Here is a 25863-nt window from a genome sequence, read left to right as displayed (position 1 = left end):
ATGGTCATTAATCCTTAACTTCGCAAATGGCAAGATTCAACACAGGAATAAAAACCATGCTCCCCACAATCCGCCGGTTCCTGCTTGTGATCACCGTGGCCTCGCTGGTCGGTATCCTCATCTTCGCATACTTGCACTTCAGTGAGAATGGATACTTCGCTGCATTCAGTGAAACGCCTTCCGGGTTTGTTAGCAGTGGAGCGATCGGTGCAATTGTCGGCCTCTTGCTATACTTTTCCAATCGGCTGCTTGACCAATGGATTCCATGGCGAAAGAATTTTGCAGCCCGTTTCACCCTGGGATATCTCACCAGTACAATCCTGGCCTTTGTAGCAACGTTTGGCCTGGCAGCCGTATTTGTCAGCATGAAGGGCGAGGACTTTTTCTGGGAAGGATACTCGCCATACGACGATGACATGAACATCAAGGTTGGAATTCTGCTTGCAGCCACCATTTTTATTTATACCATCATCTATGCATTGCTCTACTCCTACCAGCAATATGCGGTGGCGCAGCTTGAACATCTGCAACAGGAACGCAAGCAAACTGAACTCCAGTTTGAAGCACTTAAAAGTCAGCTCAGTCCTCATTATCTGTTCAACAGTCTCAATACGATTTCTTCATTGATCTATAAGGACACACCTTCAGCAGAACAGTTCGTACGGCGCCTCGCGCAAACCTATCAATACATCCTGTCAACACAGCATCGCCGCTACGTAAGCGTGCAGGAGGAAGTCGACTTTGTTCAATCATATTATTATTTGTTGCGCATACGCTTTCAGCAACAGCTCAGCCTCGAGGTAAACCTTCCTGCCTCCGTGTTACGCAGTCGTATTCCGCCGCTTACACTCCAGATCCTGGTCGAAAATGCAGTGAAACATAACGTACTTCATCAGCAGGAAGAGAAACTCTTTATCTACATATCGGCGCAGGACAATACATACCTGCGTATCATCAATACGAAGTCAAAATCGAATGGCCCCGTGCATTCCTTCAGACTTGGACTGGAGAACATCAGAAAGCGCTACGAATTCTTTACTGACAAAAAGATCGTAGTCAGGGACGACGAGAAGTTCACGGTCGCACTGCCGGTGCTGGCGGATGCAAGCGACGCTAAAGGCGATGGAAGTTCAGATCGCGAGTCACGGAGATTTACATACGCAAATGCCTCGTTGTCATGAAAAGGTTCTTTGTCCACAACGCTTTTTTCAGACTGCTGGCGCCGCTCATTTATGGCATCCTGATCTATCTGCTCATCCTGCTCATCAACAACAATGTATCGCAGGTTAATGATTTTTTCAGCAGTGAAGAGCTTTACATCTGTATAGGGCTGACTTACATTTCTTTTGAGCTGTGTCGCCTTCTCATCCTTGTGTTTGACCGCCTCGTGCCGGAACACTTCTTCAGGCTTCGGATCCTTCTACAACCACTGTCTTCTATTTTGCTTTCGGTGGGCATTGTAATTCTATTTCTAACCCAATACTTCTCGCTTTACATTGGATTCTCCATCAGTATAATGCAGCTGGTGATCTTCAGCGTAACGTATACAGTTACTGTGCTGCTGTACAACCTTCTCTACTTCAGCAACTATTACCTTCAGCGCGAGAACACTGTTAAGCTTACCGCGGAACGCAACCAGCATCATGTGCTGGAAATGGAAATGACCGAATTCAGAAACGACATAAATCCCGAACTCTTATTCGAAAGCCTCGAGAGCCTCATCAGCCTGATGTACCGCGACGTAGAAAAGGCCGAAGCATACATCGACAATCTGGCTAATGCGTACCGCTACGTTTTGACAAACCGCCAGGAAGAACTCGTGCCAGTATCCCAGGAGTTGGAAGCCGCCCGTAATGTGATTGCCATTCTGAACGAGAAGTATTTTGGCCACCTTAAGTTTGAATCCGCCCTCGACGATAGTGAACTTCAGGCCATGCTTATTCCCGGCACTCTACCCCTGATCGTTGAGGCACTGGTTCGCAATACTATCGTCTCCCGTTTCGAACCTTTAATCATCCGATGCTACCTGGAAGACGACTACATCACGGTGCAAAGCAAATTGAACGACCGTCTCGCACAGCCACAGCAACAGGCTGCACTTGCCAGGCTACAAAAGTCGTACGGGTTGTACAGTGACCGGCCAATGATACGCGTAAAAGCCTACGACGAGAATTATATTAAATTGCCGATCATTAACGTAGCCGAAGAAATTGCACTCAACAGATGAAGGTATTGATTATAGAAGATGAAGCGCCGGCGGCAGAAAAGCTGGAAAGGTACCTTCATAAGTTCGATCCCTCCATCGAGATCATGGGCGTGATTGATAATGCGGAAGCCGCGGTAGAATGGCTCAGGAAGGAAAAGCCTGACCTGATATTCATGGACATACAGCTCCGCGACGGACTGAGTTTTCAGATCTTTCAGCAGGTACAGGTACGTACTCCTGTGATCTTCACCACCGCCTTCAATGAATTCGCCCTTGACGCGTTCAAGGTTAACAGCATAGATTATCTGCTGAAGCCCATTACATTTACCGCATTGAGCACAAGCATGCAGAAACTTGAAGCGATGAAGTCTGCGTTGAATAATGATGAACAGAATGTGCGACTGAAAGCCGTCTTCTCCAATCCGAATTTAAAAACGAAGGACTATAAAACCCGCTTCATGGTCAAGCTGGGTGAGCATATACGATCGATCACAACAGATCAAATCACCGTTCTTTATGCCGACGGTCGCGACGTATATCTTGTGACACAACAGAACAGAAAATTCATTATCGACTATACACTCGAGTCATTGGAAGAAGTTCTGGATCCTGGTCAGTTCTTCAGACCAAACAGGACGTTTATCATAAACATCAATGCCATCAAAGATGTATTGGTTTATTCAAACAGCAGATTAAAAGTTTCGCTAACTCAGGACTTTGACAAGGAGATCATTGTAAGCCGTGAGAAGGTAGCTGAGTTTAAAGAATGGTTTGACGGTCAGGGGGGCAGGAATTAAGAATTAAGAATTAAGAGTTAAGAGTTAAGAATTGATGGCGGCTAATCGCCGGATGGGCTACCAGAAAATAATATCATCCCTTTCTTTTTGCGCGATATCCTTCTTTGAGAAGAATGGCGAGAAGTTTATCACGATGATCTCCCTGGATTATAATCTGTCCGTCTTTAACCGACCCACCCACGCCACATTTTGACTTCAGCATTTTTCCCAGGCTCTCAAGATCAGCGGATGTTCCAATGAACCCCGTGACGAGCGTAACCTGCTTGCCGGCACGCATGCTTTTGTCGAGTTCAACACGAAGGTCCTGCTGGCGGGCGGGTAAAGTTTCCGCTTCGTTTTGCTCCTGATAGGAATAATCAAACTCGCTATTGGTTGAGTATACAACTCCATCGCGCTTTTTCCAGTCGTTTTTCTTGGCCATGGCTTATGATATCAGAATGAGTGCGATAAAGAAAATAAATATCACAAAGGTAGCGACGCCGAGATTAAAACCATAATCCACATCACGGCGTGCAAGTATGCCCAGGCCAGAAACAATCATCAGTGCAATCGGCGCGAATATGAAACTCCCATAGATGTTTGTTCTAAGGGGCAGCGACATCTGCCGTGAGTCAATTTGAACAGGAATCCGGAAAAGCATGGACCTGTGCAGCAAAACGTTACTCCCGGGCATGAAGCGGTTCGAATGTTCAAACGGAATGTCAATCGTGCGATCGCCTGCAGTATGGATTACCCACCAGGTAATTGACCCGGACCGCCGGTAGTCTCTGCGTTGTGTCACGTGCGCAATACTGTCCGATACCACCTGCCGTGGAATGAAATAATCGACTGACAGGAGAACACAAAGTGCAAAGCAAAAGATGGAGATTCGTGATGTGTAAGGAAGCAACCTGACCATCATTTCGCGAAGGCGTTCGCTTTCGCTCTTGCGGTATGGACGATTACGTCGCGGCCGGTAAGCCGGATCACGATGACGTGGTTGAGGCGGAGCCGTCTGCACGAGAACAGTTGGTCCCGTCAATTCCAGATCATAGCGGGAGCGCTTTGGAGGATCCCCAAGCACTTCATACGCCTCATTGATAAGCTTGAATATTTGCTCTGCCGTCGGATCGGGATTTTTATCAGGATGATAGGCAACAGCCAGGCGACGGTAAGCTCTTTTTATATCGGATGCTGAAGCCGACCGCGAAACGCCAAGGATGTCGTAGTACGTCATGATTCCCCCTTTTCACATATCCGTCGATAACCTTAACGCATCGCCACCTCTAAGCCGGTGCAGTGTTTCGTTATCGATGGTCGTATATAACGTGAGGATTACACGCACTCGACGTGTAATCCTCAGTGAAATGAAAAATAAAATTAGCGCTTACGGCGCTTTGTGACAAAGGTCAGCACTGGCCGGCGGCTGTGGCTTACCACATCTTCAGCAATACTTCCGGCAAGAACGTGTGCAAAGCCTGTTCTTCCGTGCGTTGACATGGCAACAAGGTCCGCGTTGATGCTATCGGCGAAATAGATGATGCCTTCTTCTTCACTGACGTCGTTGAAGACGTTGATGGTATAGTTCTTCAATTGAAGACGCTTGGCAAAATCCTGCATGTATTTCTTAACCAGTACGTCGCGCTGAAAATTAGCCGGAGTATTGATACGCACCAGGTGAATTGTAGAGTTATAAAGTTGCTGTGTTGTGCGCACGATGCGTGAAAAAACTTCTTCGTCCTTGTCCATCGACGTTGCATAGACAATATCCTTAAACTCTTTCGTGGCAGGCTTGTTGTGTACCGTAAGCACAGGGCATCCTGCAGTGCGGACAACCTTTTCAGTGTTCGAACCGATGATCATTTGCTCGAGATCGGAGCGACCGGAGGTACCCATTACTACAAGGTCAACCTTCTTGTCGACGATGATCTTATTCATTCCATGATACGGTGTGCCTACACGGAGTTCAGTCTTCAGGCGCACGCCCTCAAATTTTGATTCTTCAGACAGCTTGGCCATCTGCTTCTTCGCTTTCTCGATCAGCTTAAGGTTGAAAATCTTTTCCTCCCACCCTGCATCCGCAGTAACCTGTCCTTCGACGTTCAGTGAGTTGCCAACTACCTCTTCAACAACGTGTAACAAAGTGAGTTCAGCACCCGACTTTTTTGCAATGTCTGCGGCGACGCCTGTGGCGATTCCTGCCGGTTTGGAGAAATCTGTGGGAACTAAGATCTTCTTCATAGGATAAAAAATATATTGAGGTTACAATGGGATTGTTAATGTTCTAAAATTAGAACAAATCCCTCAGATTCAAAGGAAACGGTCGACGACCGGGTAGTTTACCCGACGACCACCGCAAAGCGTTTACTACAGGTTGCCAGGTTTGATAACCGCGGGTCGCTGGCCTAGTGGGAGGCCCATTTTAGTCCCGCTACAGATCCTATAAGCGTTGCTATAAAGAAAACGCGCCAGAAGTCAGCCGGCTCTTTAAAGAATATGATCCCCATAATTGCCGTTCCGACAGCACCGACTCCAGTCCAGACAGCATAGGCAGTCCCTACCGGTAAAGTCAGTGTCGCCCGGTACAGAAGATACATGCTTATGAACAGGCAGATAGTAAAACCCGCCCACCAGAGTATGGCCGCCGATCCCGAAGATTCGCGGGCCTTACCCAAACATGTTGCAAATCCAACCTCGAAGAGTCCTGCGATGATGAGTGTTATCCAATCCATACCATTTATTGATTTATTGATATGTTGATTTTTTGATTTAGTGGCACGCCGATTTCAGACGGCGCCTAAAAATACATAGTTTCATGACTTGGAAGTTGTTGTTTTAAGGACGAACGGCACGAAGTGGATCACTGCGCCGGTTAGCTCATGGGAAATTCGTGGCAACTTCACTACAGACGAAATGTCGATCTTTCCTACATTTGTTCCGGTGGCCAAAGTGGTCATGTTTCTAATACTCTAACCAGGAATGGAATGAAGATTTCCAAAAATAAAGTAGCGGCGATTCATTACACGCTGACTGACAATAGCGGCAACGTGCTCGACACCAGCGATGGACGCGAACCGCTTCACTATCTCCACGGCGCGGGCAACCTGATTGCCGGCATGGAAGAGGGTCTCGAAGGAAAGGGAAAAGGCGACAAGTTCTCGATCAAGGTGCCTCCATCTAAAGGTTATGGCGAACTGGATCCATCCATGACTCAGAGCGTTCCGCGTTCAGCATTTGGAGATCAGCCCGTGCAGAAAGGCATGAAGTTTTCAACAGGTAGTGGTGCCGTTGTAACCGTTGTTGATGTAGGACTTGATTCTGTAACTGTCGATGCCAACCACCCGCTTGCGGGAGTTGAGCTTAACTTCGTTGTCGAAGTTATGGATGTCCGTGATGCAACAAGTGAAGAGCTTTCACACGGTCACGTTCATGGCCCGGGAGGACACAATCATTAGCAGATTTAATGATATTGGGATTTGGGGATTTGTTGCCAGCAGCTTTGCTGCTGAATCCATATCTCCAAATCCCAATATCACTAAATCTCCAAATGTTAAAAGTCCGGGCAGGGGATAATCAGTTTGTCCCGTGGTGGCTTACGGGGGTTACGCATAGGCCATGTATACACAAGGCTGAATTCATGCGCTCCGCCACTACCAGTGCCTAGCTTGGAGATAGTATAGTCGAAGCTATAGCCGATGTTGATCGCATCTTTGGCGCCGAGTTGTGTGAACCCGATCAGCAATACGATTGACTCATTATTCATGTAATCTTCTACCTTCTTAAAAGGAACTCCCCGGTACCATGCTCCAAGCACGAGAGGTGCTGCTGTGAAGTACATGCCGAGGTCCATTTGATCGAACTTGCCCTGATGGCGATACTGGAAGGCCGGAGCTATGCTACGTTCTACTTTCTTGGCGTAAGCGCCTGCGCCCTGCACTCCTTGTTTTAAATAGAATTTGAAACCACCGTGCACCGAAAACTTCATAGGCAGCGGACTTGATTCGTCAATGATGGATTGATTCGGTTCTGTGAGATGCCAGACCGATAAGCCAAGGTATGCGACTCTCGTGAACAGAACACCGCCCAGCGATACATCAACAAATGTCTTTTTGAAATTGGATTTGAAAGCTTCCGCTGTCGGCTGATCCAGGAATGCTCCGGTTGTTGGATCATACTGATCCCCGAAAGTTAACCGACCGAAATTGATATCACGATTGTATAGCGCAACCTGAACCCCCGGGCGAAATGCCAGGTTATCGCTGAGTTGCAGTTCATATCCATATTGTAATCCCAGACTCAAAGAGCGCAAGCCTGCAAGGCCCTCGCGGTCTTGCGTTATTATTGCTCCAATTGAGCTTTTGTAATCTTCGAGGTAGTAATCGAAATAAGCAGAAACTGTAGTGAAGTTGGCGTCGATGGCGGGCCATTGATTTCTATAATTAATGCCGGCGCGGGCCTGTCCTGTTGAACCGGCAAGTCCGGGGTTCAGGTACAGGGGCGCTGCATAAAATTGGGAATACTGTGGATCCTGTGCTAAAACCGAACCCTCGAACACCAGCATCAGGAAGCACAAAAGCAGGGTTAACCTGTACATCAACTTCGTCATTATATTTCCGCAATCAAGGCAAATTAACGGTATCCCGGAAATTTATGAAACAGTTTGTCCCTTTCCTCGGTACGTTCTTCGTGTGAGAACGCTGTTCGACACGAAGCCAACCTTATTCATCCCCGTTTCGTCTCCGATATCTGCGCGGCGGTATCTATTAACGACAATTTTCTGCAAATTGTATACTTTAGCAAAACTTGGGCGTTTTACATTTAGTCTGGCCGGACTAATAAAGTAAGTTGAAGCGCGATTGCATTATGAAGAGGTTGATTACGAATTCATTACGCTCCCTGCTGTTGCTCCTATTACCCCTGACGGTATCATTGGGCGTCAACGCGCAGAATCTCACAGGAACCAATTGGTATTTCGGAAACACACCGCAGGGTGTACAATTCAGCCGCTCCGACAAAAAGGCATCGCTGATTACCAGTCCTGCCACGGCGGGTACGGGAGGTGGTGCTGTGGCAAACAGCGCAGTGAACGGCGACTTGCTGTTCTATAGTGACGGTCAGATTATCTATGACGTCTCGAATCAACCTATGCCGGGTGGATCCGGACTTGGAGGAAATTCTGCGGGCAACCAGGCCGTTGCAGTTGCTAAAATGCCTGGCCAGGACAACCAGTACTATGTGTTTATTAACTCTGCGACCGGCAGTACCGGCGGTGGGGTTTCTTATCGCACCGTGGATATGTCAAGACCGGGAAATGCCGTGTTCCCCAATCCAATACCGTTAGGCGAAGCATCAGGTTCCAACACTGGCGTTACAGGAGCCAGCAATACTTCTGAGGCAATGGTTGTCATTCCCCAGCAAGGCACTGAAAATTTCTGGTTGATAACTCACGACAACGGCACCACTACCTACACGGTGACCCTATTCACTTCAGCAGGTCCTCAGCCACCCGCTACCTATAATGTCGGCGTGATAACTCAGCCGGGTAATTTTGCCTATCATGCCGGCACCAACAAGATTGCAGTGTCACCGCAGGAGGCAAACAGGAATGTGGAGATCCTCGACTTCAATCCATTGACAGGCGTAGTTTCCCTCGATCAGGAAGTTCCCAATTCTGCAGTGGCCACTGTCACGGCTGGGTCAGCGGTTTACGACACCGAGTGGAGTTTTAGCGGCAGCTACTTATACATATCAAGCGAAGGTGAGCCGGGCGTTCCAGGCAACGTGATGCAGTACGACGTTAACAATCCTACCCTCACGATGCAAAGTGTGCTTCCTCAACCCAACAATATTTATCAGAGTTATGGGCTGCAGATGGCGCCGGATAGTTCCATCTATCATTTATATCAGGCGACCCCGGGAGGACCGTTCCTCATGGGTAAGATTTCGGATACCGACTCCGTTGCGGCTAACGTGGTCTACACACCGCAGGCTTTTCCGGGCAATGTGAACTTCGGAGCTACTCAGTTTCCAAGTTTTGCTCCTGGCGATTCGGCAGATCTTCAGATCAGTTTTACTTATAAAGACACTTGTGCTAATACTGCCACCGCCTTCTTTCCAACGGTAACGCCGGGCGCCGACAGTCTTCGATGGGATTTCGGAGATGGTTCCGGTTCGAGTGACTGGAGTCCGGTTTATACATACGAAGGTGCAGGTACATATGACGTAACTGTTACGGCATATTTAAACGGACAGACGGCAACGGCAACCCGGTCCGTCACTATTGTCGATTTTGATACTCAAATTTCACTCGTTCAGGACACAACAGCCTGTAGTTGTGAACTGCCGTTTCCCAAGGCAAAGAATCCAAAGCCAAGATGCGGAACGTTCAGTGTAAAAGCTTCTGTTCAGGGTAGCGGCACTCCTCAGCTGCAGTGGTTTGGTCCTGGAGGATTGATTGCTGGCGCTACTACAGAAACTTTACAGCCAGATTCAGCGGGATATTATTACCTCGTCGCGACTGTCGGAAATTGCGCGACGTATGCGGGTGTAAATATTAAGGAATACGATGTCGAAGACCAGCGGGCGAACGTCTGGTACTTTGGTAACAATGCGGGTATTGATTTTAATCCAAACATTCCCAATGCGCCTGTACCAATAAGCAACCCGGTAATGAAAGCACCGGCAGGAACATCAACCATTAGCGACCGGAATGGCCAGGTAGTTTTCTTTACGGATGGTGTCAGTGTCTGGGATAGGAATTTCACTATGGTTTCTTTTCCCCCGCCTCCGGGTATTGGTGGTTCTGTAAATTCGGCGCAGGCTGCACTCATCATTCCCGTGCCTGGAGATGAAACTCTTTACTACATCTTCACAACCAAGGATGTTTATGGAGATGGAACATTTGAGCTTCGCTATTCTCTCTTTGACTTAAAGATGAATGGTGGTACCGGTGGTATGCGCGAAGAGAATCAACTCTTGTTTGCGCGAAGTACAGAACGCTTAACGGGTAACCAGGGATGGCTCATTGCGCATGAGTATGGTAACAATTCATTCAGAGCTTATCCAATCAGCAACCTTGGAATTGGCAACCCTGTGATTTCCGCGGTAGGCTCAGACCATTCTGTCACTACTGCTGCTGCTGGTCAGGGCTACATGAAACTCGGACCTAACAATCGCCTGGCCGTGGCGTTGTCGAATTCGGGCTCGAATGTTGTCGAAATCTTTGACTTCGATAACACTACGGGTAAGATCACAAACCCAAGAACAGCCGACCTCAATACACCAACGGGTCAGGTATACGGTGTCGAGTTCTCTCCGGGTGGCAACAAACTTTATGCTACGCTCAGAGATGGAGGAAACTCGAAGCTCGTTGAATTTGCTCTTGATTCACTCGGCAGACCAACGCTGATGACCCCTCCTTTGTCGACGGGTCAGGAGTTGGGTGCTATACAAATGGGCCCCGACGGACAGATCTATGTTGCTGAGCCCGGCAAAGGAACATTGGGGCGGATTCAGCCCAGTGAGCTGGAAACTCTTGCCTCGACCTACAGGCCCGGAGACTTCGCTCTCGTAGGCGGAACTACCAGCACACTCGGTCTGCCTAACTTCATGCAGAGCCTTGCCGATCCGATACAAGGGCCGTTCATGTCGATTGCCGGGCAATGCGTACAGGATTCGGTCACATTCAGTGCAACGCCTACCGATCCGATCGACAAGTTCTTCTGGCAGGTTCGATTGGGAGCTAATGTTGTTGCTACTTCGCAAGCGCAGGAGTTCAACCAGCTCTTTACCACCCCAGGCCTATACGATGTTTCGTTACGTCTGACCAACCGTTGCGGCCTGGACACGACGCTGGTTCAGCAACTTCGCATTAACGACCTGCCTCCGGATCCATCGGGCGCAGCGGTACTGTGTACGGGGGCAGCGGTGCTGGATGCTAATCCAACCAATTTGCCAGGGTTTACCTATGTGTGGTCGACAGGTGATTCGACTGAGACCATTTCCGTTAACCGGCGTGGGTACTACGATGTGACTGTAACCAACGCGGCGGGCTGTAGCACAGATGGACGAATACTCGCAGCGGATAACCGACCCGTTGTGGACATCGGTGATGATCAAACGATATGTCAGAATACGGCAGTGGCTGCTCTCGATGCTCAGAATCCCGGAATGACGTACGCGTGGACGTTGGCGCTTAATGGCGGTGCACCGTCGGCACTGGGCACACGGCGCACTCAGGCTGTCAATACATCCATAGGCTCAACTACGATGGCCGAATATGAAGTAACTGTTACTGATCCGGTGACCACCTGCTTTGTAAAGGATTCGGTAATATTTACAATCAATCCATTGCCGGTGATCACTGCTCCGGTGGCAAACTCTATCGCCTGTGGATCGACGGCGGGTACAATTGATCTAAGCATTACGTCGCCTGCGTCTGCACTCTTCACGTATTCGATCACTGGTCCTTCGACCTCGATAACAGACTCTGATCTTACCGTGGGGCCAATCCCTCAGGCAACAGGACTTGCAGCCGGTACGTATAGCATTACCGTTGCTGATCAGGTCACGACCTGCGCCGTAACTACTGCGGCCACCATTAACAACAATAACTTTGCTGTTGCTGGCGTGCCTGATGCGACCTGCGATCCGATCAATATCGCTGCAACGATCACGCCAACGGGACCGCCATCTGCCAACTACACATGGCGGGTAATCGACATATCAGTGCCTCTCCCACCTGCAGGACAAGGTGTCCAGACGGGAACTACAACTACAGTTGCATTCAATACGAACTCGGCGACTACCGGACCTATTGGTCTGCCGAGCAACAGCAAGCAGTATATCGTGGAAGTGACAGATGGTGCCAATTGCATTTCGTCATCGCCTCCGATAGCCATCAACCACGGACCAAAAGTACCCGCATTGTTTGATGTGCTATGTGATCCTGTGGCACCAGTTTCAATTACCGCCTCTCAGGGTGACACGTTTACGTGGACTGGCCCTGTAATTATTTCCGGAGCAAATGCTGCCAACATGAAGGCAAATCCCGCTGCGGGCACACAACAGTACCAGGTGCTCATTACTCAGGCTGGTTTCTGCGACCTCGATACTACCTTATCAGTGATAGTTCAACCGCCAATTCTGGCAAATCTCCAGGATCCTGGAATTGTCTGCGGAGATCAGGTAACTCTGAATGTCACACCAAACGGCAACTATCTCTACCGGTGGTACATTAATACACAATATCAGGCTGGGCTTGGCGGGCCTCAGGTAATTGCCACGCGCGCGCAAAATGACGGGGACGATTTCTATGTCACGGTGTTTAGCCCGGTTACTGGCTGTCAGAGCACCTCTAATCTGGTAAATATCCAACTGGATGGAGAACTCACCGTCGAGCTAACGTCTACCACTCCCTGTGAGGGATCTCCTTTCACGCTGACAGCAACTACAAACCGTACAGCAACGTACGTCTGGGCAATTGATGGTAGTACCATATCCGGCCAGACAGCTGCAACCCTGCAGGATCAGCGCGGAGGCGTTTATCAGGTCACGGCATCATCGGCATCATGTAAAGCAACTGATAACATTGATATCACGCTGGCGCCTGTTACACCGGGGTTGATGAACGACGAAGCTTACATTTGCCCCGACCCGGCAAACCCAGATCCCAATACCCGCTCCGTTGTATTGCGGCCAGGCGATTTCGCAAGCTATGACTGGCTGAAAGATGGTGTGAATCTGGGTATAAACACTCCTACACTGACCGCTGATGAACCCGGCTTATACAGCGTTCTGCTGGAAAACAGTTTCGGATGCGGAAGCTCGGACAAAACAGACGTTCTCGAAGAATGTGATCCCGTGATCGTCGGTCCCAATGCTTTCCGTCCAACAAGTACCGTGATCGGACTTGAGGGCGACATGGTGAATCAATCATTCCATCTTTATACATTCTTTATCGACGACGAGGACTTTGAGGTATTCATCTTCAACCGCTGGGGTGAGATGATCTTCCAGTCGGGCGATCGCGATTTCCGTTGGAACGGCGGTTATAAAAACAACCTTGCCCAGCTGTCGCCTGCAGGTACTTACTCCTATCTGGTACGCTATAAGAGCTCCTATCGACCTGAAGAGGGGATTATGGAGAAGCGTGGCGGCGTGGTGCTGATGAGATAGGCGCAAATTGAGAATTGAAAATTGAGAATTGAGAATTATGATGGCCCCCTTTTTCGGGGCTTTTAATCGAATGGCGGATTGGCGGAGTTGAAAAACATGTACTTTCAATGCGTCAAAAATGAAGGAACTTATGAAACGACTACTAATTGTATTTGCATTGTTCGCAGTGGTTGGGCTGGCGAGCGGATTTCAATTGATAAAAACAACACTAAGCGTGACCGTGCGCGACGAGGTGGGAAATACTGTCGAAGGTGCTAAAGTCCGCCTGTTCGAGAATGAGGAAGACTATAAGAGTGAACAACACATGGCTGTTGAAGGCGTCACTGATGCGAAAGGTCTCGTGAAGTTCAAAGACCTGAAGGCAATTGGCTACTTTGTCATTGCGGAAAAGGGCGACCTCGACAATTCCGGAGGAGGAGAAAAGACTGCAAAGCTGGAAGAGAAGAAAGTAAACAAGGTCACGATTATCATTCAATAAAACGCGCCGACGGAATAGTCAACTTCACAGTGCCTATCAAGCACGGGTGGGACGACGGCATATAGCAACAAAGGGCTCAACGCTGGGCCCTTTTTCTTTTATGGCACTTGTCACAATAGTTACACCCTATAGAACGGTCTGAAAAAGACTGGAGCGACCTTAGAGAAAGACCGGACAGCCCATGGAAAACTCTGGACGCACTATAGACAAATCATATTACAGTTTTGGAGGAACTATGGACAAACATTGTCGCGGCCCTTATGTCACATTGGAGAACGCGGCCAGAAAACCACCATCAATGATAAAGACGACCTCCATACAACAGTTTCGTTACTGCCTCCTTGTTGCTTTCTATCCTGGATAGTTTGCCGTTTCGGCCGGCCTGTCAATCAACCAGTGTGAGAGTTTGAACTCACCCAACGACCACGCTATAGGTATATTTCAAAAGATACCAGGCCATCACAAAACAAACGATAAGCTTTAGAAGCGTTCCCACCAGAAAGCCGACAAAGGATCCCCATGCCGATCGAAGTGCCATTTGTGAATCCTGATTAGCCAGGATCTCCCCCACGAACGCACCGACGAAGGGTCCAATTATGATGCCCAGTGGTCCGAACCAGAATCCAGCGATAAGCCCTATCGTGCAACCCCAGACCCCGTACTTCGTGCCTCCAAAACGCTTGGTCCCCATAACAGGGATAAGGTATTCGAGCGCAACAACCGCGGCCGTCACGCCCACCCATATCCACATGAACTTTCTGGAGAATGGCGGATCCTGATTAAACTGTTGAACGAGTAATCCCAGAAAACAAAGCGGAGGCCCCGGAAGAAAAGGTAGCACGCAGCCGATGATACCAGCGATCATCAATAGCAATCCAACGACAATCCAAAGCGTGACCATGATGAGAAAGGTTTCTTCGAAAATACATATTTTAGTCCATGTTGAAGATCAGCCGGGTCCACCATGTGGCCATCATTTGTTCCGATTATATTCGCTCTAAACAATTCTATGTCGACGTTCTCGGATGTAAAATTATTGCGGAGAATTATCGTGAAGCGCGACAATCCTACAAGCTCGACCTCGAGCTGGGTGGTCAATATTGTATAGAACTGTTTTCATTCCCGCAGACACCCGCACGACCTTCACGTCCGGAAGCGCGCGGACTGAGACATCTGGCGTTTGCTGTTAGCGATCTCGATGCCGGTGTTACATGGCTAAATCAGAGCGGAGTTACAACGGAACCGATACGCGTTGACGAATTCACCGGTAAACGATTCACCTTTTTTGCCGATCCCGACGACCTGCCGTTGGAACTATACGAGATTTAGTGCAGCACAATACAAAGAAAATATCATGTCTTTAACTGACCATCATCTTGACCCGGGTTTGTTCATCAGCCGATGGTCGGCTGTGTTCGGCCAGACCACGGAACCAGTCTGGCGCCTGCCATCGGTAGCAGAACGGGTTATCACCGAAAAATTTAAAGGACTGCCAGGTGAGTACGTCAAGAATGGAACGGCTTACATTCATCACTCAGCTAACATCGAGCCTCACGTAACCATGAAGGGAGCAATCATCATTGGCCCCGGATGTTTTATTGGTTCGCACGCCTATTTGCGCGGCGGGGTCTTTCTCGATGAGGGCGTCGTAGTGGGACCAGGCTGTGAAGTGAAATCCTCATTCATATTTCGCAGAAGCGCACTTGCTCATTTCAACTTCGCCGGCGACTCAATCATCGGAGAAAATGTGAATATGGAAGCGGGAAGCATTCTTGCCAATCACTATAATGAACGGGAAGATAAATCCATCCGCAGCCTGATCAATGGCGAAATCTTTCTGCTGCCCGTGAACAAGTTCGGATCATTTATCGGCGATGGATCAAAGATTGGTGCCAACGCAGTGTTGTCGCCAGGAACTGTGCTATCACCCAACAGTATTGTAAAACGACTGGAACTGGTTGAACAGGTGAAATTATCATGACATTCAAAATCGTTGTTCCAAGGTAGCAGGCACTAAGCAGGCATTAAGGCCGCAGGTGTTTGCCTAATGCCCGGCTACTGCTAGGCAGGACTTAGGCTACGTTTTCCCAGGTCGCGCCCAACTTTTTCTCAGCCTTTCCCAGTGTATTTCCCAACCTTTTCCCAACGTTTTCCCAAGTCCCCCCAGGCGCCCCCAGTCATTTCCCAAGGTTTTCCCAGACTTTCCCAGACATTGTGATTTCAGAGTAAAGACTTGGAAAATAGTGCCTGGAAACGCACTGCCTTTTAAATCAACATATCAACAACGCAAACAATAATAAAATAAAAAAGGCCATCGTTAAGATGGCCTTTTTCTTAAGAGATAGTCCTTTTTGAATATTCAACTATTCATTAGAAGCGCACAGTCTTCAGTGAACCAGTGCTGTTCGAAATCTCGAACGTTACACCTTCTACCTCTTTCACCGAAAACAGCTGAGCAAAATCACCGTTTACCTCTTTCGAGCTTACGTGAACAAGATTGTTAGCAGAATCGAAAATCTTCACAGTAAATGTTTCCGTCGAGTTGCTGGTAACAGACAGAAGGAATTTGTCTGCCTGATTTAATTTGGCAACGTGGACGTTCGAAGTAGCCTTCACTGGCTGGTAAGAAACCTTCTCAGTCTTCTTGCCAGACGCATCAGTCAATTCGATTGTGTACTCACCGAATGCAAGGCCAGAAAAATTGAGGGGACGAATAAATCCACCAACACTACCGAGGTTTTCAGAAAATACAACCTGGGCATTTGCATTGTATACACTCAACTTCACCTTGCTGGGAACTTCACTCTTGTAGATTACTCTGAATACTTCAGATCCCTTAACGGGTACTACTGCGAGACCGAGGGCGGCAGGTTCATCTTTTCCGACTGCTGTAATGGCCGCAGCCAGAATCATCAGCGCTGCGACGTAAAGTGATTTGGTTTTCATCGTCGTGTTTGTTTGTTATGATTCAAATATACGGTAGCGATACACGCACGATGGTCCGTTGTAAGTAAACCTGATTTTTAAATTGAAACAACGATTGCGCGAAAACGCGTATAGAGCAAAGGATATAAATAACGTCTTTCAATGACCGCAATCGATTCTTGTAAACTGGATTTTTTTACAACGATTGCTGCAAACGTTTCTCTTATGATTTGGAGACAATTCGAAGGAGAGTACAATACTCGTTTCCCGATGCTTCTGAGATAAATGATGAAATTGCAACCTAACGGTGACCTTTGTGATCTAAAGATCACTTGTTTTTACCTGAAATGCCTTTTCAAAAATCTTCGACCATCCGACAGCAGAAAGAATAACTACAGCTGCTTCCATTGGAATATAAAAACGATTGTCCCAGTCAGCAGTTGTCATCATCACCAACAGACAATTTCCTGTGATAACCGTAAACAATACTGTTCTGAGTTTTGAATACGCTATAGACTTTGCTCCGATAACAGCGCCTGCATATATCAATATCATCCCTGTTACGGTGGCAACGTTGTGAAGGGTGGAATAGAACGGCCTCACGCCTGAGACCAGGTAAAAGAATTTCAGAAGCGAAACGAGGATTACATGTAAAGGGCGTTCAATGATGAAACGAACAGCCTTCAGCATTGAAGACTGATCGCTATTATCTGAATACTGCGGATCGAACTGAATCCAGCGTCTATCACCTGCATAGGTGTCGGCATAGGTGATTACATTGCCTCTGAAATACTGGTCTGTGAAATCCCAGTTAAGGGAGAGATAGTAAGCGACTGTAAGGACACAGCAGCAGGCAACTAACACAAACCCGGCAACTTTTACCGCCGAGACCGAATGTCGTTTCTGATAGTCAACAACTACTGAAACAATAACAGCAATCGCCAACAGGAGACCCACTGGCCGCGTGAACACGCTAATGGCTAGCAGTACCACACACTGCCATGTGTGGTGACGCTCTCGTTCATCCGCCAGAAATCTGGCAAACAAAAAAATCGTAATGCTGCCAAACAAGGACTCCGTCATGATGAGGACATTCCATCTGATGTTGTCAATCCATAGTACAAACATCATTGCCGCCAAAAATGCGGCAGTCTGGGATGATACTGCATTGGTAATTGAATAGAGTGCGATCACAGCCAAAGCTGAAGTGATCACCTGAAAAGTGATATAGCCGAAAACAGGATCTCCAAATAACCACGTGAAGAGGGCGAGCAATACAATCGGAACGGCGTACAGTACATGAAAGTGAGCATCAATTTTTCCCTCACTTAAAAATAAAGCCCCGGCATTCACATAATGCTCTGCATCATCCAGCGGTCGGCTATGATAAACTGCGTAACAAATCAGATGAACGACGAAGAAAGCCGTACCGATAATTACCCATTGCTTGCTCTGTGTTGGCAGTGCTATCGTCATCCTTCCCGTTACCTGGACTAAACCGAATGAAAAGATACAACATTGAGTCAGAGTGAGGAACAGCGTGAGAGTGAAAAAGGAAAACGACTGAAATGAGGGCAAAAAAAAAGGCCACTCACGAGGAATGGCCCAGGGGTCCTTTCATATACTATAGACGGATACACTCAATAGTTTACAACTTTCGCATTGCCCTTCTGATCTTTGATTTCAAAAGTGACTTCACCTTTCACCTTTTTGAGATTGTATATTTTTGCAAAGTCAGAGCTGATCTCCATTACTTCATCATAGATTACTTTGTCATCGGCAAGGATACGAACGCTGATGTCTTTTGCTTCTTTCGAAGGTATTGCAAGAATGTACTTACCTTCTTCTCCACTTACACGTGTAAGCTTGGCAATTTCAGGTTTATGCTGCTGACCGATAGAGACCTTTTCACTGTGTGTTGAAAATTCATCCGTTACCTCTACTGTATACTCACCTGCAGGCGCGCTGGCAAGATTATAAGGGCGAACGAATCCATCAATGTTTTTTATTGTCTCGGAATAAACGATTCGACCGTCTTCATTTAGTATTGCGATCTTCACGTTCGACTCAGAAGCTGCCTTGTAGTATAGCTTCAACGTTGTGCCATTGCTAACCACTGCAACACCGGCTGCAGAGGTGGGTTTATTTCCTGCGACTGCTCCAAAGGTAACCAGCAAAGCAGCTGTCAGAATCAAAAAATTCTTTTTCATAAAGATGTGTTTTATATAGCGTAAAGACGGCCATATCGCCCTTCAGGTTACAGCGCAATCGTTAATTTGTGTTAACGATTCGTTAAAAAAAAGGAGACAGCTGAGGGATCAAATCTTCTTCTTGACGATGCGTCCCAAACGAAACAAGTCATTGTAAAGATTCAAAATACCGGGAGAAAAATTGGCTACGATTTATTCAGAAACAGGTTGCCTGATTGCTATCCCCCAGCTGATGGTAATTTAAATTCGAGTGACGTGAGCAATGCATTCGCGACGATCAGACGTAGATGTCGACAAAGTAAATGAGCCTCTGAAATTCAGTTCAGATAGTAGTTGTCCTTACTTTTTTCTTCCTGCTGCAACAGGTGCATCTGGAATTTTATGCGGTTCAACACAAATACTTCCTTCTTTTCTTCAGGACTTGTCAGAAAGCGGTAGCGGTCGCTAACATCCATATTGAGTTCATTCGCGATCTGATACAGGTTGAAAACATTGACATGCTGATTGATGTTCCTCAGCTTGAGATAGGCCAGGAAAAGATCGTACAGTTCGTGTCCTGGAAATGTATTTTGATCAAGGCTCCAAACACGCACTTCGCCGCCGGGATAGGGCTTCGATCTGTACGTTCGGGTGAGCATACCCATTGTGAAGATATCATCGCACTTTACTATGATATCTGCCTCTCCACCCGGATAACGCTTAATGACACTCTCGAGTTTGACAAGGCTGCCAATCTTCTGATCATTTATCTCATGAGTGAAATAGATGCCGAACTGAATGTCATTGACTTCCGCATCCTGGAGCAATTGCCTGTAACGAGGTTCAAAAATATGAAGAGGAACAAGCTCGCCTGGTAACGGCAGGATCGTCAGTGGGAACATCGGTATGTTGGTCGGCTCGGACATGATTCTGATCCGTTTAGAAAGTCACCAGCGCAAAGGGTTCAAGATTAAATTCACGTTTTAACTTTTCTCCTCCGAGAAGGAAACTCAAATTAATTATAAAAGCAAAACCTGCTACATGAGCTCCGGCGACCTGAATCAGGCCGGCCGTGGCAGCCGCAGTTCCACCAGTCGCCAGAACGTCGTCATGAATCAGTACGTTCCATCCGGGTTGAACGGCATCGATATGCATTTCAAGAGTAGCATGGCCGTATTCGAGAGCATAATCCTGTCTCAGTGTTTTGTACGGGAGTTTGCCGGCCTTTCGCACAGGTATGAACGGAACACCGAGCTCGAGGGCAAGGGCCGACCCGAAAATAAATCCCCGCGCTTCGCAAGCGGCAATCGCATCAAGCTTCGCAGAGCGATATCTGTCGGCCAGCGACCGAACCGCGGCCCGCATAAGCTCCGGTTGTGCCAGCAGTGGAGTGATATCCTTAAATACGATACCCGGTTTCGGAAAGTCCTGTACTTCGCGAAGAGCGGCTTTAATTGATTCTGCAACCTCCATAAGCGTTCGATATGTGCCAAAAATATGCGAGTAGTCCGGCTTATCAAATAAGTTATTATGTTTAGCACAAAATAACACGTCGTGAAACGTTCATCAGCAGTAGGTGATCTGAGGCTGAAAGTATCCGGTGAACAATTTATTCTGGCATATCATTTTGCCAGGCAGAGCGTCGCGTTAATTGAAATCAAAACTAACGATCGGAACAAAAATCCAGAGAGATGAAAATTATTACGCGGATGATCGGTGAAGATCTCTTCGAATCGTCGACAGAGGCAGGTAACCTCGTACGCATTGACATGAGGAAAGCTTCTGAAAAGACCGGGCAGTCACCTGTTGAAATACTTCAGTCGGCATTGGCAGCCTGTGCGGGTGTTGAAGTTGCGGGCATGATGAAAAAGCGAAGACGGACGGTAGAAGGGCTTAGAGTTGAAGTCACGTGCGTACGCAATGAAGAAACGCCGCGATGGCTGAAAGAAATTCATTGCAAGTATATACTCACATCACCCGATGCGACCAGCGATGAGGTGGAGAAAGTAACGAAACTCGCTCTGGAGAAATATTGCTCCGTTGCCTCATCGTTAAAGTCAGTGATCACCTTCTCCGTGGAGATCGAACGATAAGCAATTGAATTCTGCGTGCATCCATCAGCAGCTCATTTCTGATCAATGATTTTCCCCTTTAGTATCACAATTTCAATTGTACCCGAACCGAAGGCATAAGGCAGGTGTGCAACAGATGGAATTGGCTTTGTCACGAAGAGGTTGGCAACTTTACCGACTCCAATACTTCCCATTGAATCCTGAAGTCCGAGTGTACATGCCGTATTTATTGTGGCGGCATTAATCGCTTCTTCGGGAAGCAATCTCATTTTGATGCATGCGAGTGAAATCATCAGCGGCATGTTGCCACTTGGAGCGCTGCCTGGGTTATAGTCGGAGGCAATGGCAAGAGGGCACCCACTGTCGATGAGTTTCCTCGCCGGAGTGAATGGCAGGTTTAAGAAGAATGCTGCACCAGGCAATGAGGTAGGCATCACGTTGCTGTTTCGCAAGAGCTCAATCTCTTCTTCTCCTATATTTTCGAGATGGTCGACGCTGACGGCATTTGTCTTTACGCCGACTTGTACTCCACCGGAGCGATGAAGTTGATTAGCATGTATCCGTCCAGGCATACCAAACGCCTTACCCGCTTCAATGATCCGTTCAGTATCCTGGGGCGTGAAGAACCCCTCTTCGCAGAACACATCGACGTAATCAGCCAGCCTTTCTGCAGCAACAGCCGGTATCATTTCATTGATAACACGTTCGATATATTGTTCACGTGAACTATCGCGGGGAATTGCGTGTGCACCAAGGAAAGTGGTTTTCACGGTTAGCGGTGTGGTCTGTCCAATCCTCCGGGCTACGCGCAGCATTTTCATTTCGTCTGCTGTTGTCAGTCCATAACCGCTTTTGATCTCAACGGCACCGGTGCCTGTTGCCATAATTTCACTGACCCGCACCAGGGTGCGCTCATATAGTTCGTCTTCAGGCATGGTCTGCAGCCTGCGTGCTGAGTTAAGAATACCTCCTCCCTTTGACGCGATATCCGCATAGGAAGCACCTTTAAGCTTCATGACGAATTCTTCTTCTCGGGTGGCAGCAAAAACAAGATGGGTGTGAGAGTCGACAAACGACGGAAATACAAAGCGATCAGAAGCATCGATTACCCGGGGCGACCCTGATACTGCTGGCGGGTAGTCAGTCATGGGGCCGTAAGCCTCAATCAGGCCGTCCTTTACAACGAGATAGGAATCCGTGATAATGGGAAGGATTGCCATCTCAGGTCCTCTCAAAGGCTTTACAATGCCTTCTCTGACCTGAACGATGCCTTTGATGTTCTTGATTACTATGTCCAAGCAGGAGCTTTTTAAACGCTCCTGAAGGTACTATTTTCCGAACGATTCGACCTTATAGTCGAGGTTGGTACCAAACACCGGGAAGGCGATCTTGAACATTACGTAAAGACCTCGGCCGCCAATGCTTGGGCGATATCCTACCTCTCCGCCATACGACCAGCTGAACATTCTATTGAAACGTCCTTCCATACCGGCGCGGAATCCAATCATCTTGGTGTCGAGTACACTAACATCGTAAGTATGTTTGCCCGCGGTAGGGCTGGCAGGATCGTCGTCTACGTATACGACATCGTCGACGACGAGACTGGGTGCGATGAGCGCATCGAGGTAAACAGTAAAGATCAGGTCATCCACGCCTTCTTCAAACTTGTCAAAGCTAACGGCAACGTTCTTGATCCAGGTCATAGATCCTCCAACGTAAAGGCCACGCGAAGTCACATTGCTGAAAACATCAAAGGTTTCAGTCTCGCCATTTTTCACAATGGTTTCAGGCAGTCCGACACCTTCTTCATTCTTAAGATCGGCGTTAGTTAAACCCTGCTTTTCGAGCGCACGACCGAGGTCTGTTGAGCTATCCCAAATAATACCACCAAGTCTCGCTCCATAGATTTTACGCACTTTGCACGGTACTTCTGCATTGAGTGGTACACGAGCAGCCCACTTATTTCCTTTATAGCTGTTCTTGTAAAGGAACATCTTCGTTTTTGAGCTTTCCTCGAAATCTTTGATGTGATAGGTTGCGCCGAACTCATAGTAATTATAAATCTCGGCATGGTTATCCACGTCGCTCTTTTTGGTTGCAAGGTCTCTCGCAAAATCGAAGAACTGACGGCTATATGTTTTCCTGAAATGTGCCCGAAAATCGAACTTATCCTTGTGATAATAGACCGCCTCGGCGCCGTATCCGGCGTTAACGTTGGTGGCAAACATATCGGCGTACAACGGAATAAAACCAATAAACAGCTTGTTTACGGAGTATGGTTCATCATACAGTTCCTCGTAAGTTACAGCCGTTTTGTCCTTCCGTTCACCCTGCGCAAAAAGGCCGGTCGTACAAACCAGCAACGCAGCTAAGGCGCTAAAAAAACGATAAGTCATGACCCTATAATTAGGTGTTTACAAGTAAAGTTAGTGAAAGTTGGGCGAATAATCAGTAATCCCTGCTGCGCCTGGACTTCCACAGGTAATACCTGGTCCAAAAATTCAACTCTTTAACTGGCACGTTTCTGAACAAGCCGGCGCAACTCTTCAAGTTCTACCAGGCTTGATTCCATTAACGCCTCCTTGCGTTTCCGTTCGGTGATGTCCTCAAACATACCCAGTACGGCCACGACTTCTGCATGCTTGTTCAACACAGGCACTTTGCTCGTAAGCACCCACGATTCAATGCCATCGGAGTTCACGTTTCTTTCTTCAAGGTCAAGGCGCGCTTTGCGGCTGTTCATGACAGCAAGATCGTCGTCGCGATAAGCATCACCATGCTCTTTCCACGGCATTTCATAGTCCGTTTTGCCAATGAGGTCTTTTGGAGACTTGAGGCCGGCCACGTTGGCAAAAATGCGATTACATCCCTGGAAGCGCAGGTCTTTGTCTTTCCAGAACACGGCGCGGGGAATGTTATCGATGATCGTTTGCATGGTCTCCTGGTCATCGCTGAGTTGCTCAAGCATCTCGTTAATACGGTGCGTATTGTAGGCCACGGTAATGAGGTCAGCGCAAGCTTTCAGGAATTCAACATCTTCCTCCGTCCAATCCTTTTGATCGTGCTGTTGTTCGCAGTTAATCACACCGGCGATTTTGCCTTCATTAAAATAAGGAACCTGTAACACCGACTGGATACCCGTGCCACGATAGTATTCCATGGCGAGTTCGCGCGTCGCCGGATGCGTAAGCGCTTCTTTTGCAATAATCGTTTCTTCGCTTGTTAAGGCTTCAAAGTAACCCGGATACATGCGCGCGGACAATTCCTGCCCGGATTCGAAAGAACCTTTTACCTGTGAATACAATTTTGCGCAGTGCAATTTCTTCTCAGCACCAAAGTATTGCCAGATGCTTGCACGGGAAACGCCTAGCTGTCGCGTTATCGCACTGGTAATCTTTTCCAGCGTCTCGTGCCATCTTCCGTCCTGAATGTCTTTGTTCTTTGTGAGCTCCATGATAAGCTGACGATTCTTGAGGCTTATCTCATTGCGCTTCTTCTCGCTGTCGAGCATGTTTTGAATATGCTTTTCCTTGCGGCGCATTTCCTCCTGCGTAGCTTCGAGCTCTTCCATGTTCTGCCGCATCTCTTCTTCCTGCGCACGCATTTCCTCCGCCTGTTGCTGAGTTTTTTCGAGGAGAATTCTTGTACTCTCGCTTACGTTTACGGCAGAGATTGTGGACGCTATACTTTCAGTGAGCTTCTCGACCAGTTCGATCTCATGCTCCTCATACTTATTGAATGAAGCAAGCTCCAGAACTCCAAAGATCTTATCGTTAACTTTTAAGGGAACGAGCAACAGAGCGCTTGGCAAAGAGCCACCGAGGCCTGAGGTGATGGTAACATATTCCGTCGGTACCTCCAGTAAATAAATGCGTTCTCCCTCGAGATAACATTGACCCACAAGACCCTCTCCTACAACTATGCGCTTATTCAGATACTTCTTTCTCTCGAAAGCATAACATGCTACCAGTTCGAGGAACTGATCAGTTTCACTGTCATTGTTAAAAATGAAAAGTCCTCCCTGATTGCTCTTTGTATACTTGACAACAAATTTGATGATGCTGTCATACAGTTCTGTTTTCGATGCATTGTTCACGCGCAGGATCTCTCCTATTTGAGCCAGACCTGATGTTGACCAGTTGCGCTTACGATCATCGTCGGCATTTTCGCGAAGCTTATTACGCATCTTATGCAATGACTCACCCAATGCGGAGTTCTCTTCGAGGGCAACTTCGGCGGTATAATCGCCCGCCGAGATAGCTTCAATAAATGAAGACAGTGACGCTACAGCCTTGCCGGTTTGTTCGAGCCTGGTGTCCTGCTCGATTTTCATTCGCTTTGTATCGATCTGAAGCCGCCACAGTCTGAATACAGCGCCTGCAATAATTGCGATTAAGAGAAAACCAACGAGCCAGCCCATTCCTGAATAAAACGATGAATCGCTCTCGACCATGTCGGTAACATGTGTCTCGAGCTTCAGCATGGCGTTGTTGAAATCTGTATACGGTGATTCTGCAAGAGCGATCTTTGGAGCAGGAGGTACAACGCCAGTGCTATCCGCAACCGGCTTTGGCGTCTTTACCAGCTGATCGATCGACGCCTGATTGCTTGCCGCAAGCTTTTCCAGGTCGGCAATGCCCTGACGGATAAGTTGGAGTGTTTCGTCATCAAGGAAATGCGAAACTTCTCCGGCAGCCAGTTTATTGTCCTGGGCCGCCTGCAGCTGTGCCTTAACAGCCTCAAGTGGCCCCTGTACCTGTTGCTCAACACCAACATTTGTGTCGCCTGTAAGATACTTGTGCAATTGCAAAGAAGTTTGGGCCACCTCAGAACGGGCGTTTTTTGCCGTCGCTATCAGCGGAAGGCCGTGCTTTTGGCTGGTCAATAAGCCCCGATGCACATAGATGCTCAAAATGGTGATGAAAACACCCAGTGCCGCAAAAACAACAGTGAGAGTAAGCGTGCGATTCTTCATGAGATTAAAAAGTATTTCGGCTTCAACAAAAGGTAGGTATTCGACAGTTTGAAAACGAAGTTGCGG

22 protein-coding genes and 1 pseudogene are annotated in these 25863 nt (G+C 47.8%); 9 read left to right on the top strand and 14 right to left on the bottom strand.

Translation table 11 applies throughout. The features are described 5' to 3' along the window. Window positions 1–26 precede the first annotated feature (26 nt). The 3 genes from WBG78_RS15975 to WBG78_RS15965 are packed head-to-tail and all read left to right on the top strand — an operon-like array spanning window position 27 to window position 3003. Entirely contained in the window at window positions 27–1181 is a 1155-nt protein-coding gene (locus WBG78_RS15975) for a sensor histidine kinase (RefSeq protein ID WP_337327453.1), read from the top strand. Beyond that, on the top strand, window positions 1178–2227 hold the full coding sequence (locus WBG78_RS15970; RefSeq protein WP_337327452.1) for a histidine kinase: 1050 nt from the start codon (window positions 1178–1180) through the stop codon (window positions 2225–2227). The genes WBG78_RS15975 and WBG78_RS15970 overlap by 4 nt, the downstream gene beginning before the upstream one ends. Then, complete coding sequence (locus tag WBG78_RS15965) at window positions 2224–3003, top strand: LytR/AlgR family response regulator transcription factor (protein WP_337327451.1); 780 nt, start codon at window positions 2224–2226, stop codon at window positions 3001–3003. The genes WBG78_RS15970 and WBG78_RS15965 overlap by 4 nt, the downstream gene beginning before the upstream one ends. Before the next feature lie 73 nt (window positions 3004–3076). Here the strand turns inward: WBG78_RS15965 and WBG78_RS15960 are convergent, their stop codons facing one another. From WBG78_RS15960 to WBG78_RS15945, 4 genes and pseudogenes are all read right to left on the bottom strand, one after another. Next, a complete protein-coding gene (locus WBG78_RS15960) occupies window positions 3077–3424 on the bottom strand; it encodes a translation initiation factor (RefSeq protein ID WP_337327450.1) in 348 nt (115 codons plus the stop codon). Between the two features lie 606 nt (window positions 3425–4030). Beyond that, window positions 4031–4219 (bottom strand): annotated as a pseudogene (locus WBG78_RS15955) (DnaJ domain-containing protein); the annotation flags it as partial. A gap of 143 nt (window positions 4220–4362) precedes the next feature. Next, on the bottom strand, window positions 4363–5223 hold the full coding sequence (locus WBG78_RS15950) for a universal stress protein (protein ID WP_337327449.1): 861 nt from the start codon (window positions 5221–5223) through the stop codon (window positions 4363–4365). Between the two features lie 164 nt (window positions 5224–5387). Beyond that, on the bottom strand, window positions 5388–5714 hold the full coding sequence (locus WBG78_RS15945) for a DMT family transporter (RefSeq protein ID WP_337327448.1): 327 nt from the start codon (window positions 5712–5714) through the stop codon (window positions 5388–5390). A 252-nt stretch (window positions 5715–5966) separates the two neighbouring features. On the opposite strand from WBG78_RS15945, the gene WBG78_RS15940 reads away from it, so the two are divergent. After that, complete coding sequence (locus WBG78_RS15940; protein WP_337327447.1) at window positions 5967–6437, top strand: FKBP-type peptidyl-prolyl cis-trans isomerase; 471 nt, start codon at window positions 5967–5969, stop codon at window positions 6435–6437. Window positions 6438–6532: 95 nt separating this feature from the next. On the opposite strand, the gene WBG78_RS15935 is transcribed toward WBG78_RS15940, so the two are convergent. Beyond that, window positions 6533–7576 carry a PorP/SprF family type IX secretion system membrane protein gene (locus WBG78_RS15935; protein ID WP_337327446.1) on the bottom strand — a complete coding sequence of 348 codons (1044 nt, stop codon included), beginning with the start codon at window positions 7574–7576 and terminating at the stop codon, window positions 6533–6535. 269 nt (window positions 7577–7845) lie between these two features. Between WBG78_RS15935 and WBG78_RS15930 the strand changes: the two genes are divergently transcribed. Both WBG78_RS15930 and WBG78_RS15925 read left to right on the top strand, forming a co-directional pair. Then, entirely contained in the window at window positions 7846–13158 is a 5313-nt protein-coding gene (locus tag WBG78_RS15930) for a PKD domain-containing protein (protein ID WP_337327445.1), read from the top strand. A 130-nt stretch (window positions 13159–13288) separates the two neighbouring features. Next, window positions 13289–13636: a hypothetical protein gene (locus WBG78_RS15925; RefSeq protein WP_337327444.1), complete on the top strand. Its 348-nt coding sequence runs from the start codon at window positions 13289–13291 to the stop codon at window positions 13634–13636. A 412-nt stretch (window positions 13637–14048) separates the two neighbouring features. On the opposite strand, the gene WBG78_RS15920 is transcribed toward WBG78_RS15925, so the two are convergent. Beyond that, window positions 14049–14537 (bottom strand): DUF456 domain-containing protein, encoded by a 489-nt coding sequence (locus tag WBG78_RS15920; RefSeq protein ID WP_337327443.1) that lies wholly within the window; start codon window positions 14535–14537, stop codon window positions 14049–14051. 38 nt (window positions 14538–14575) lie between these two features. Here WBG78_RS15920 and gloA2 point away from each other — a divergent pair, with 38 nt between their 5' ends. Next, on the top strand, window positions 14576–14965 hold the full coding sequence (gene gloA2, locus WBG78_RS15915; protein ID WP_337327442.1) for an SMU1112c/YaeR family gloxylase I-like metalloprotein: 390 nt from the start codon (window positions 14576–14578) through the stop codon (window positions 14963–14965). Between the two features lie 25 nt (window positions 14966–14990). Further along, window positions 14991–15617 carry a DapH/DapD/GlmU-related protein gene (locus WBG78_RS15910; protein WP_337327441.1) on the top strand — a complete coding sequence of 209 codons (627 nt, stop codon included), beginning with the start codon at window positions 14991–14993 and terminating at the stop codon, window positions 15615–15617. Window positions 15618–16006: 389 nt separating this feature from the next. On the opposite strand, the gene WBG78_RS15905 is transcribed toward WBG78_RS15910, so the two are convergent. The 5 genes from WBG78_RS15905 to WBG78_RS15885 all read right to left on the bottom strand — a co-directional run bounded on the left by WBG78_RS15905 (window position 16007) and on the right by WBG78_RS15885 (window position 20223). After that, a complete protein-coding gene (locus tag WBG78_RS15905) occupies window positions 16007–16582 on the bottom strand; it encodes a hypothetical protein (RefSeq protein WP_337327440.1) in 576 nt (191 codons plus the stop codon). A gap of 300 nt (window positions 16583–16882) precedes the next feature. Then, window positions 16883–18037 (bottom strand): glycosyltransferase family 39 protein, encoded by a 1155-nt coding sequence (locus WBG78_RS15900; protein WP_337327439.1) that lies wholly within the window; start codon window positions 18035–18037, stop codon window positions 16883–16885. 164 nt (window positions 18038–18201) lie between these two features. Further along, the gene (locus WBG78_RS15895) at window positions 18202–18771 is read right to left on the bottom strand and encodes a hypothetical protein (protein ID WP_337327438.1); all 570 of its coding nucleotides are present in this window, start codon (window positions 18769–18771) and stop codon (window positions 18202–18204) included. A 317-nt stretch (window positions 18772–19088) separates the two neighbouring features. Further along, complete coding sequence (locus WBG78_RS15890) at window positions 19089–19676, bottom strand: LON peptidase substrate-binding domain-containing protein (protein WP_337327437.1); 588 nt, start codon at window positions 19674–19676, stop codon at window positions 19089–19091. A 13-nt stretch (window positions 19677–19689) separates the two neighbouring features. Then, the gene (locus tag WBG78_RS15885) at window positions 19690–20223 is read right to left on the bottom strand and encodes an adenine phosphoribosyltransferase (protein WP_337327436.1); all 534 of its coding nucleotides are present in this window, start codon (window positions 20221–20223) and stop codon (window positions 19690–19692) included. A gap of 218 nt (window positions 20224–20441) precedes the next feature. On the opposite strand from WBG78_RS15885, the gene WBG78_RS15880 reads away from it, so the two are divergent. Continuing rightward, on the top strand, window positions 20442–20843 hold the full coding sequence (locus tag WBG78_RS15880) for an OsmC family protein (protein WP_337327435.1): 402 nt from the start codon (window positions 20442–20444) through the stop codon (window positions 20841–20843). Window positions 20844–20875: 32 nt separating this feature from the next. Here the strand turns inward: WBG78_RS15880 and hutI are convergent, their stop codons facing one another. The 3 genes from hutI to WBG78_RS15865 all read right to left on the bottom strand — a co-directional run bounded on the left by hutI (window position 20876) and on the right by WBG78_RS15865 (window position 25797). Further along, window positions 20876–22120, bottom strand: coding sequence for an imidazolonepropionase (gene hutI / locus WBG78_RS15875; protein ID WP_337327434.1), 1245 nt, complete (start codon window positions 22118–22120; stop codon window positions 20876–20878). 30 nt (window positions 22121–22150) lie between these two features. Continuing rightward, window positions 22151–23218: a hypothetical protein gene (locus WBG78_RS15870; protein ID WP_337327433.1), complete on the bottom strand. Its 1068-nt coding sequence runs from the start codon at window positions 23216–23218 to the stop codon at window positions 22151–22153. Between the two features lie 113 nt (window positions 23219–23331). Next, a complete protein-coding gene (locus WBG78_RS15865) occupies window positions 23332–25797 on the bottom strand; it encodes a GAF domain-containing protein (protein ID WP_337327432.1) in 2466 nt (821 codons plus the stop codon). Window positions 25798–25863: the final 66 nt, after the last annotated feature.

Origin of the sequence: Chryseolinea sp. T2 (genome assembly GCF_037203685.1) — a bacterium.
Taxonomy (GTDB): domain Bacteria; phylum Bacteroidota; class Bacteroidia; order Cytophagales; family Cyclobacteriaceae; genus Chryseolinea.
This window is presented reverse-complemented; position numbering and strand designations above follow the sequence as displayed.

Bases quoted from the DNA above. Each gene is read 5' to 3' on its own strand.
- WBG78_RS15935 (WP_337327446.1), bottom strand. From the start codon at position 7,576: ATGTACAGGTTAACCCTGCTTTTGTGCTTCCTGATGCTGGTGTTCGAG.
- WBG78_RS15870 (WP_337327433.1), bottom strand. From the start codon at position 23,218: ATGACTTATCGTTTTTTTAGCGCCTTAGCTGCGTTGCTGGTTTGTACG.
- WBG78_RS15940 (WP_337327447.1), top strand. From the start codon at position 5,967: ATGAAGATTTCCAAAAATAAAGTAGCGGCGATTCATTACACGCTGACT.
- WBG78_RS15895 (WP_337327438.1), bottom strand. From the start codon at position 18,771: ATGAAAAAGAATTTTTTGATTCTGACAGCTGCTTTGCTGGTTACCTTT.
- WBG78_RS15910 (WP_337327441.1), top strand. From the start codon at position 14,991: ATGTCTTTAACTGACCATCATCTTGACCCGGGTTTGTTCATCAGCCGA.
- WBG78_RS15930 (WP_337327445.1), top strand. From the start codon at position 7,846: ATGAAGAGGTTGATTACGAATTCATTACGCTCCCTGCTGTTGCTCCTA.
- WBG78_RS15970 (WP_337327452.1), top strand. From the start codon at position 1,178: ATGAAAAGGTTCTTTGTCCACAACGCTTTTTTCAGACTGCTGGCGCCG.
- WBG78_RS15945 (WP_337327448.1), bottom strand. From the start codon at position 5,714: ATGGATTGGATAACACTCATCATCGCAGGACTCTTCGAGGTTGGATTT.
- WBG78_RS15925 (WP_337327444.1), top strand. From the start codon at position 13,289: ATGAAACGACTACTAATTGTATTTGCATTGTTCGCAGTGGTTGGGCTG.
- WBG78_RS15900 (WP_337327439.1), bottom strand. From the start codon at position 18,037: ATGACGATAGCACTGCCAACACAGAGCAAGCAATGGGTAATTATCGGT.
- WBG78_RS15880 (WP_337327435.1), top strand. From the start codon at position 20,442: ATGAAAATTATTACGCGGATGATCGGTGAAGATCTCTTCGAATCGTCG.
- WBG78_RS15950 (WP_337327449.1), bottom strand. From the start codon at position 5,223: ATGAAGAAGATCTTAGTTCCCACAGATTTCTCCAAACCGGCAGGAATC.
- WBG78_RS15905 (WP_337327440.1), bottom strand. From the start codon at position 16,582: ATGAAAACCAAATCACTTTACGTCGCAGCGCTGATGATTCTGGCTGCG.
- WBG78_RS15975 (WP_337327453.1), top strand. From the start codon at position 27: ATGGCAAGATTCAACACAGGAATAAAAACCATGCTCCCCACAATCCGC.
- WBG78_RS15865 (WP_337327432.1), bottom strand. From the start codon at position 25,797: ATGAAGAATCGCACGCTTACTCTCACTGTTGTTTTTGCGGCACTGGGT.
- WBG78_RS15885 (WP_337327436.1), bottom strand. From the start codon at position 20,223: ATGGAGGTTGCAGAATCAATTAAAGCCGCTCTTCGCGAAGTACAGGAC.
- WBG78_RS15920 (WP_337327443.1), bottom strand. From the start codon at position 14,537: ATGGTCACGCTTTGGATTGTCGTTGGATTGCTATTGATGATCGCTGGT.
- WBG78_RS15960 (WP_337327450.1), bottom strand. From the start codon at position 3,424: ATGGCCAAGAAAAACGACTGGAAAAAGCGCGATGGAGTTGTATACTCA.
- WBG78_RS15890 (WP_337327437.1), bottom strand. From the start codon at position 19,676: ATGTCCGAGCCGACCAACATACCGATGTTCCCACTGACGATCCTGCCG.
- gloA2 (WP_337327442.1), top strand. From the start codon at position 14,576: ATGTTGAAGATCAGCCGGGTCCACCATGTGGCCATCATTTGTTCCGAT.
- WBG78_RS15965 (WP_337327451.1), top strand. From the start codon at position 2,224: ATGAAGGTATTGATTATAGAAGATGAAGCGCCGGCGGCAGAAAAGCTG.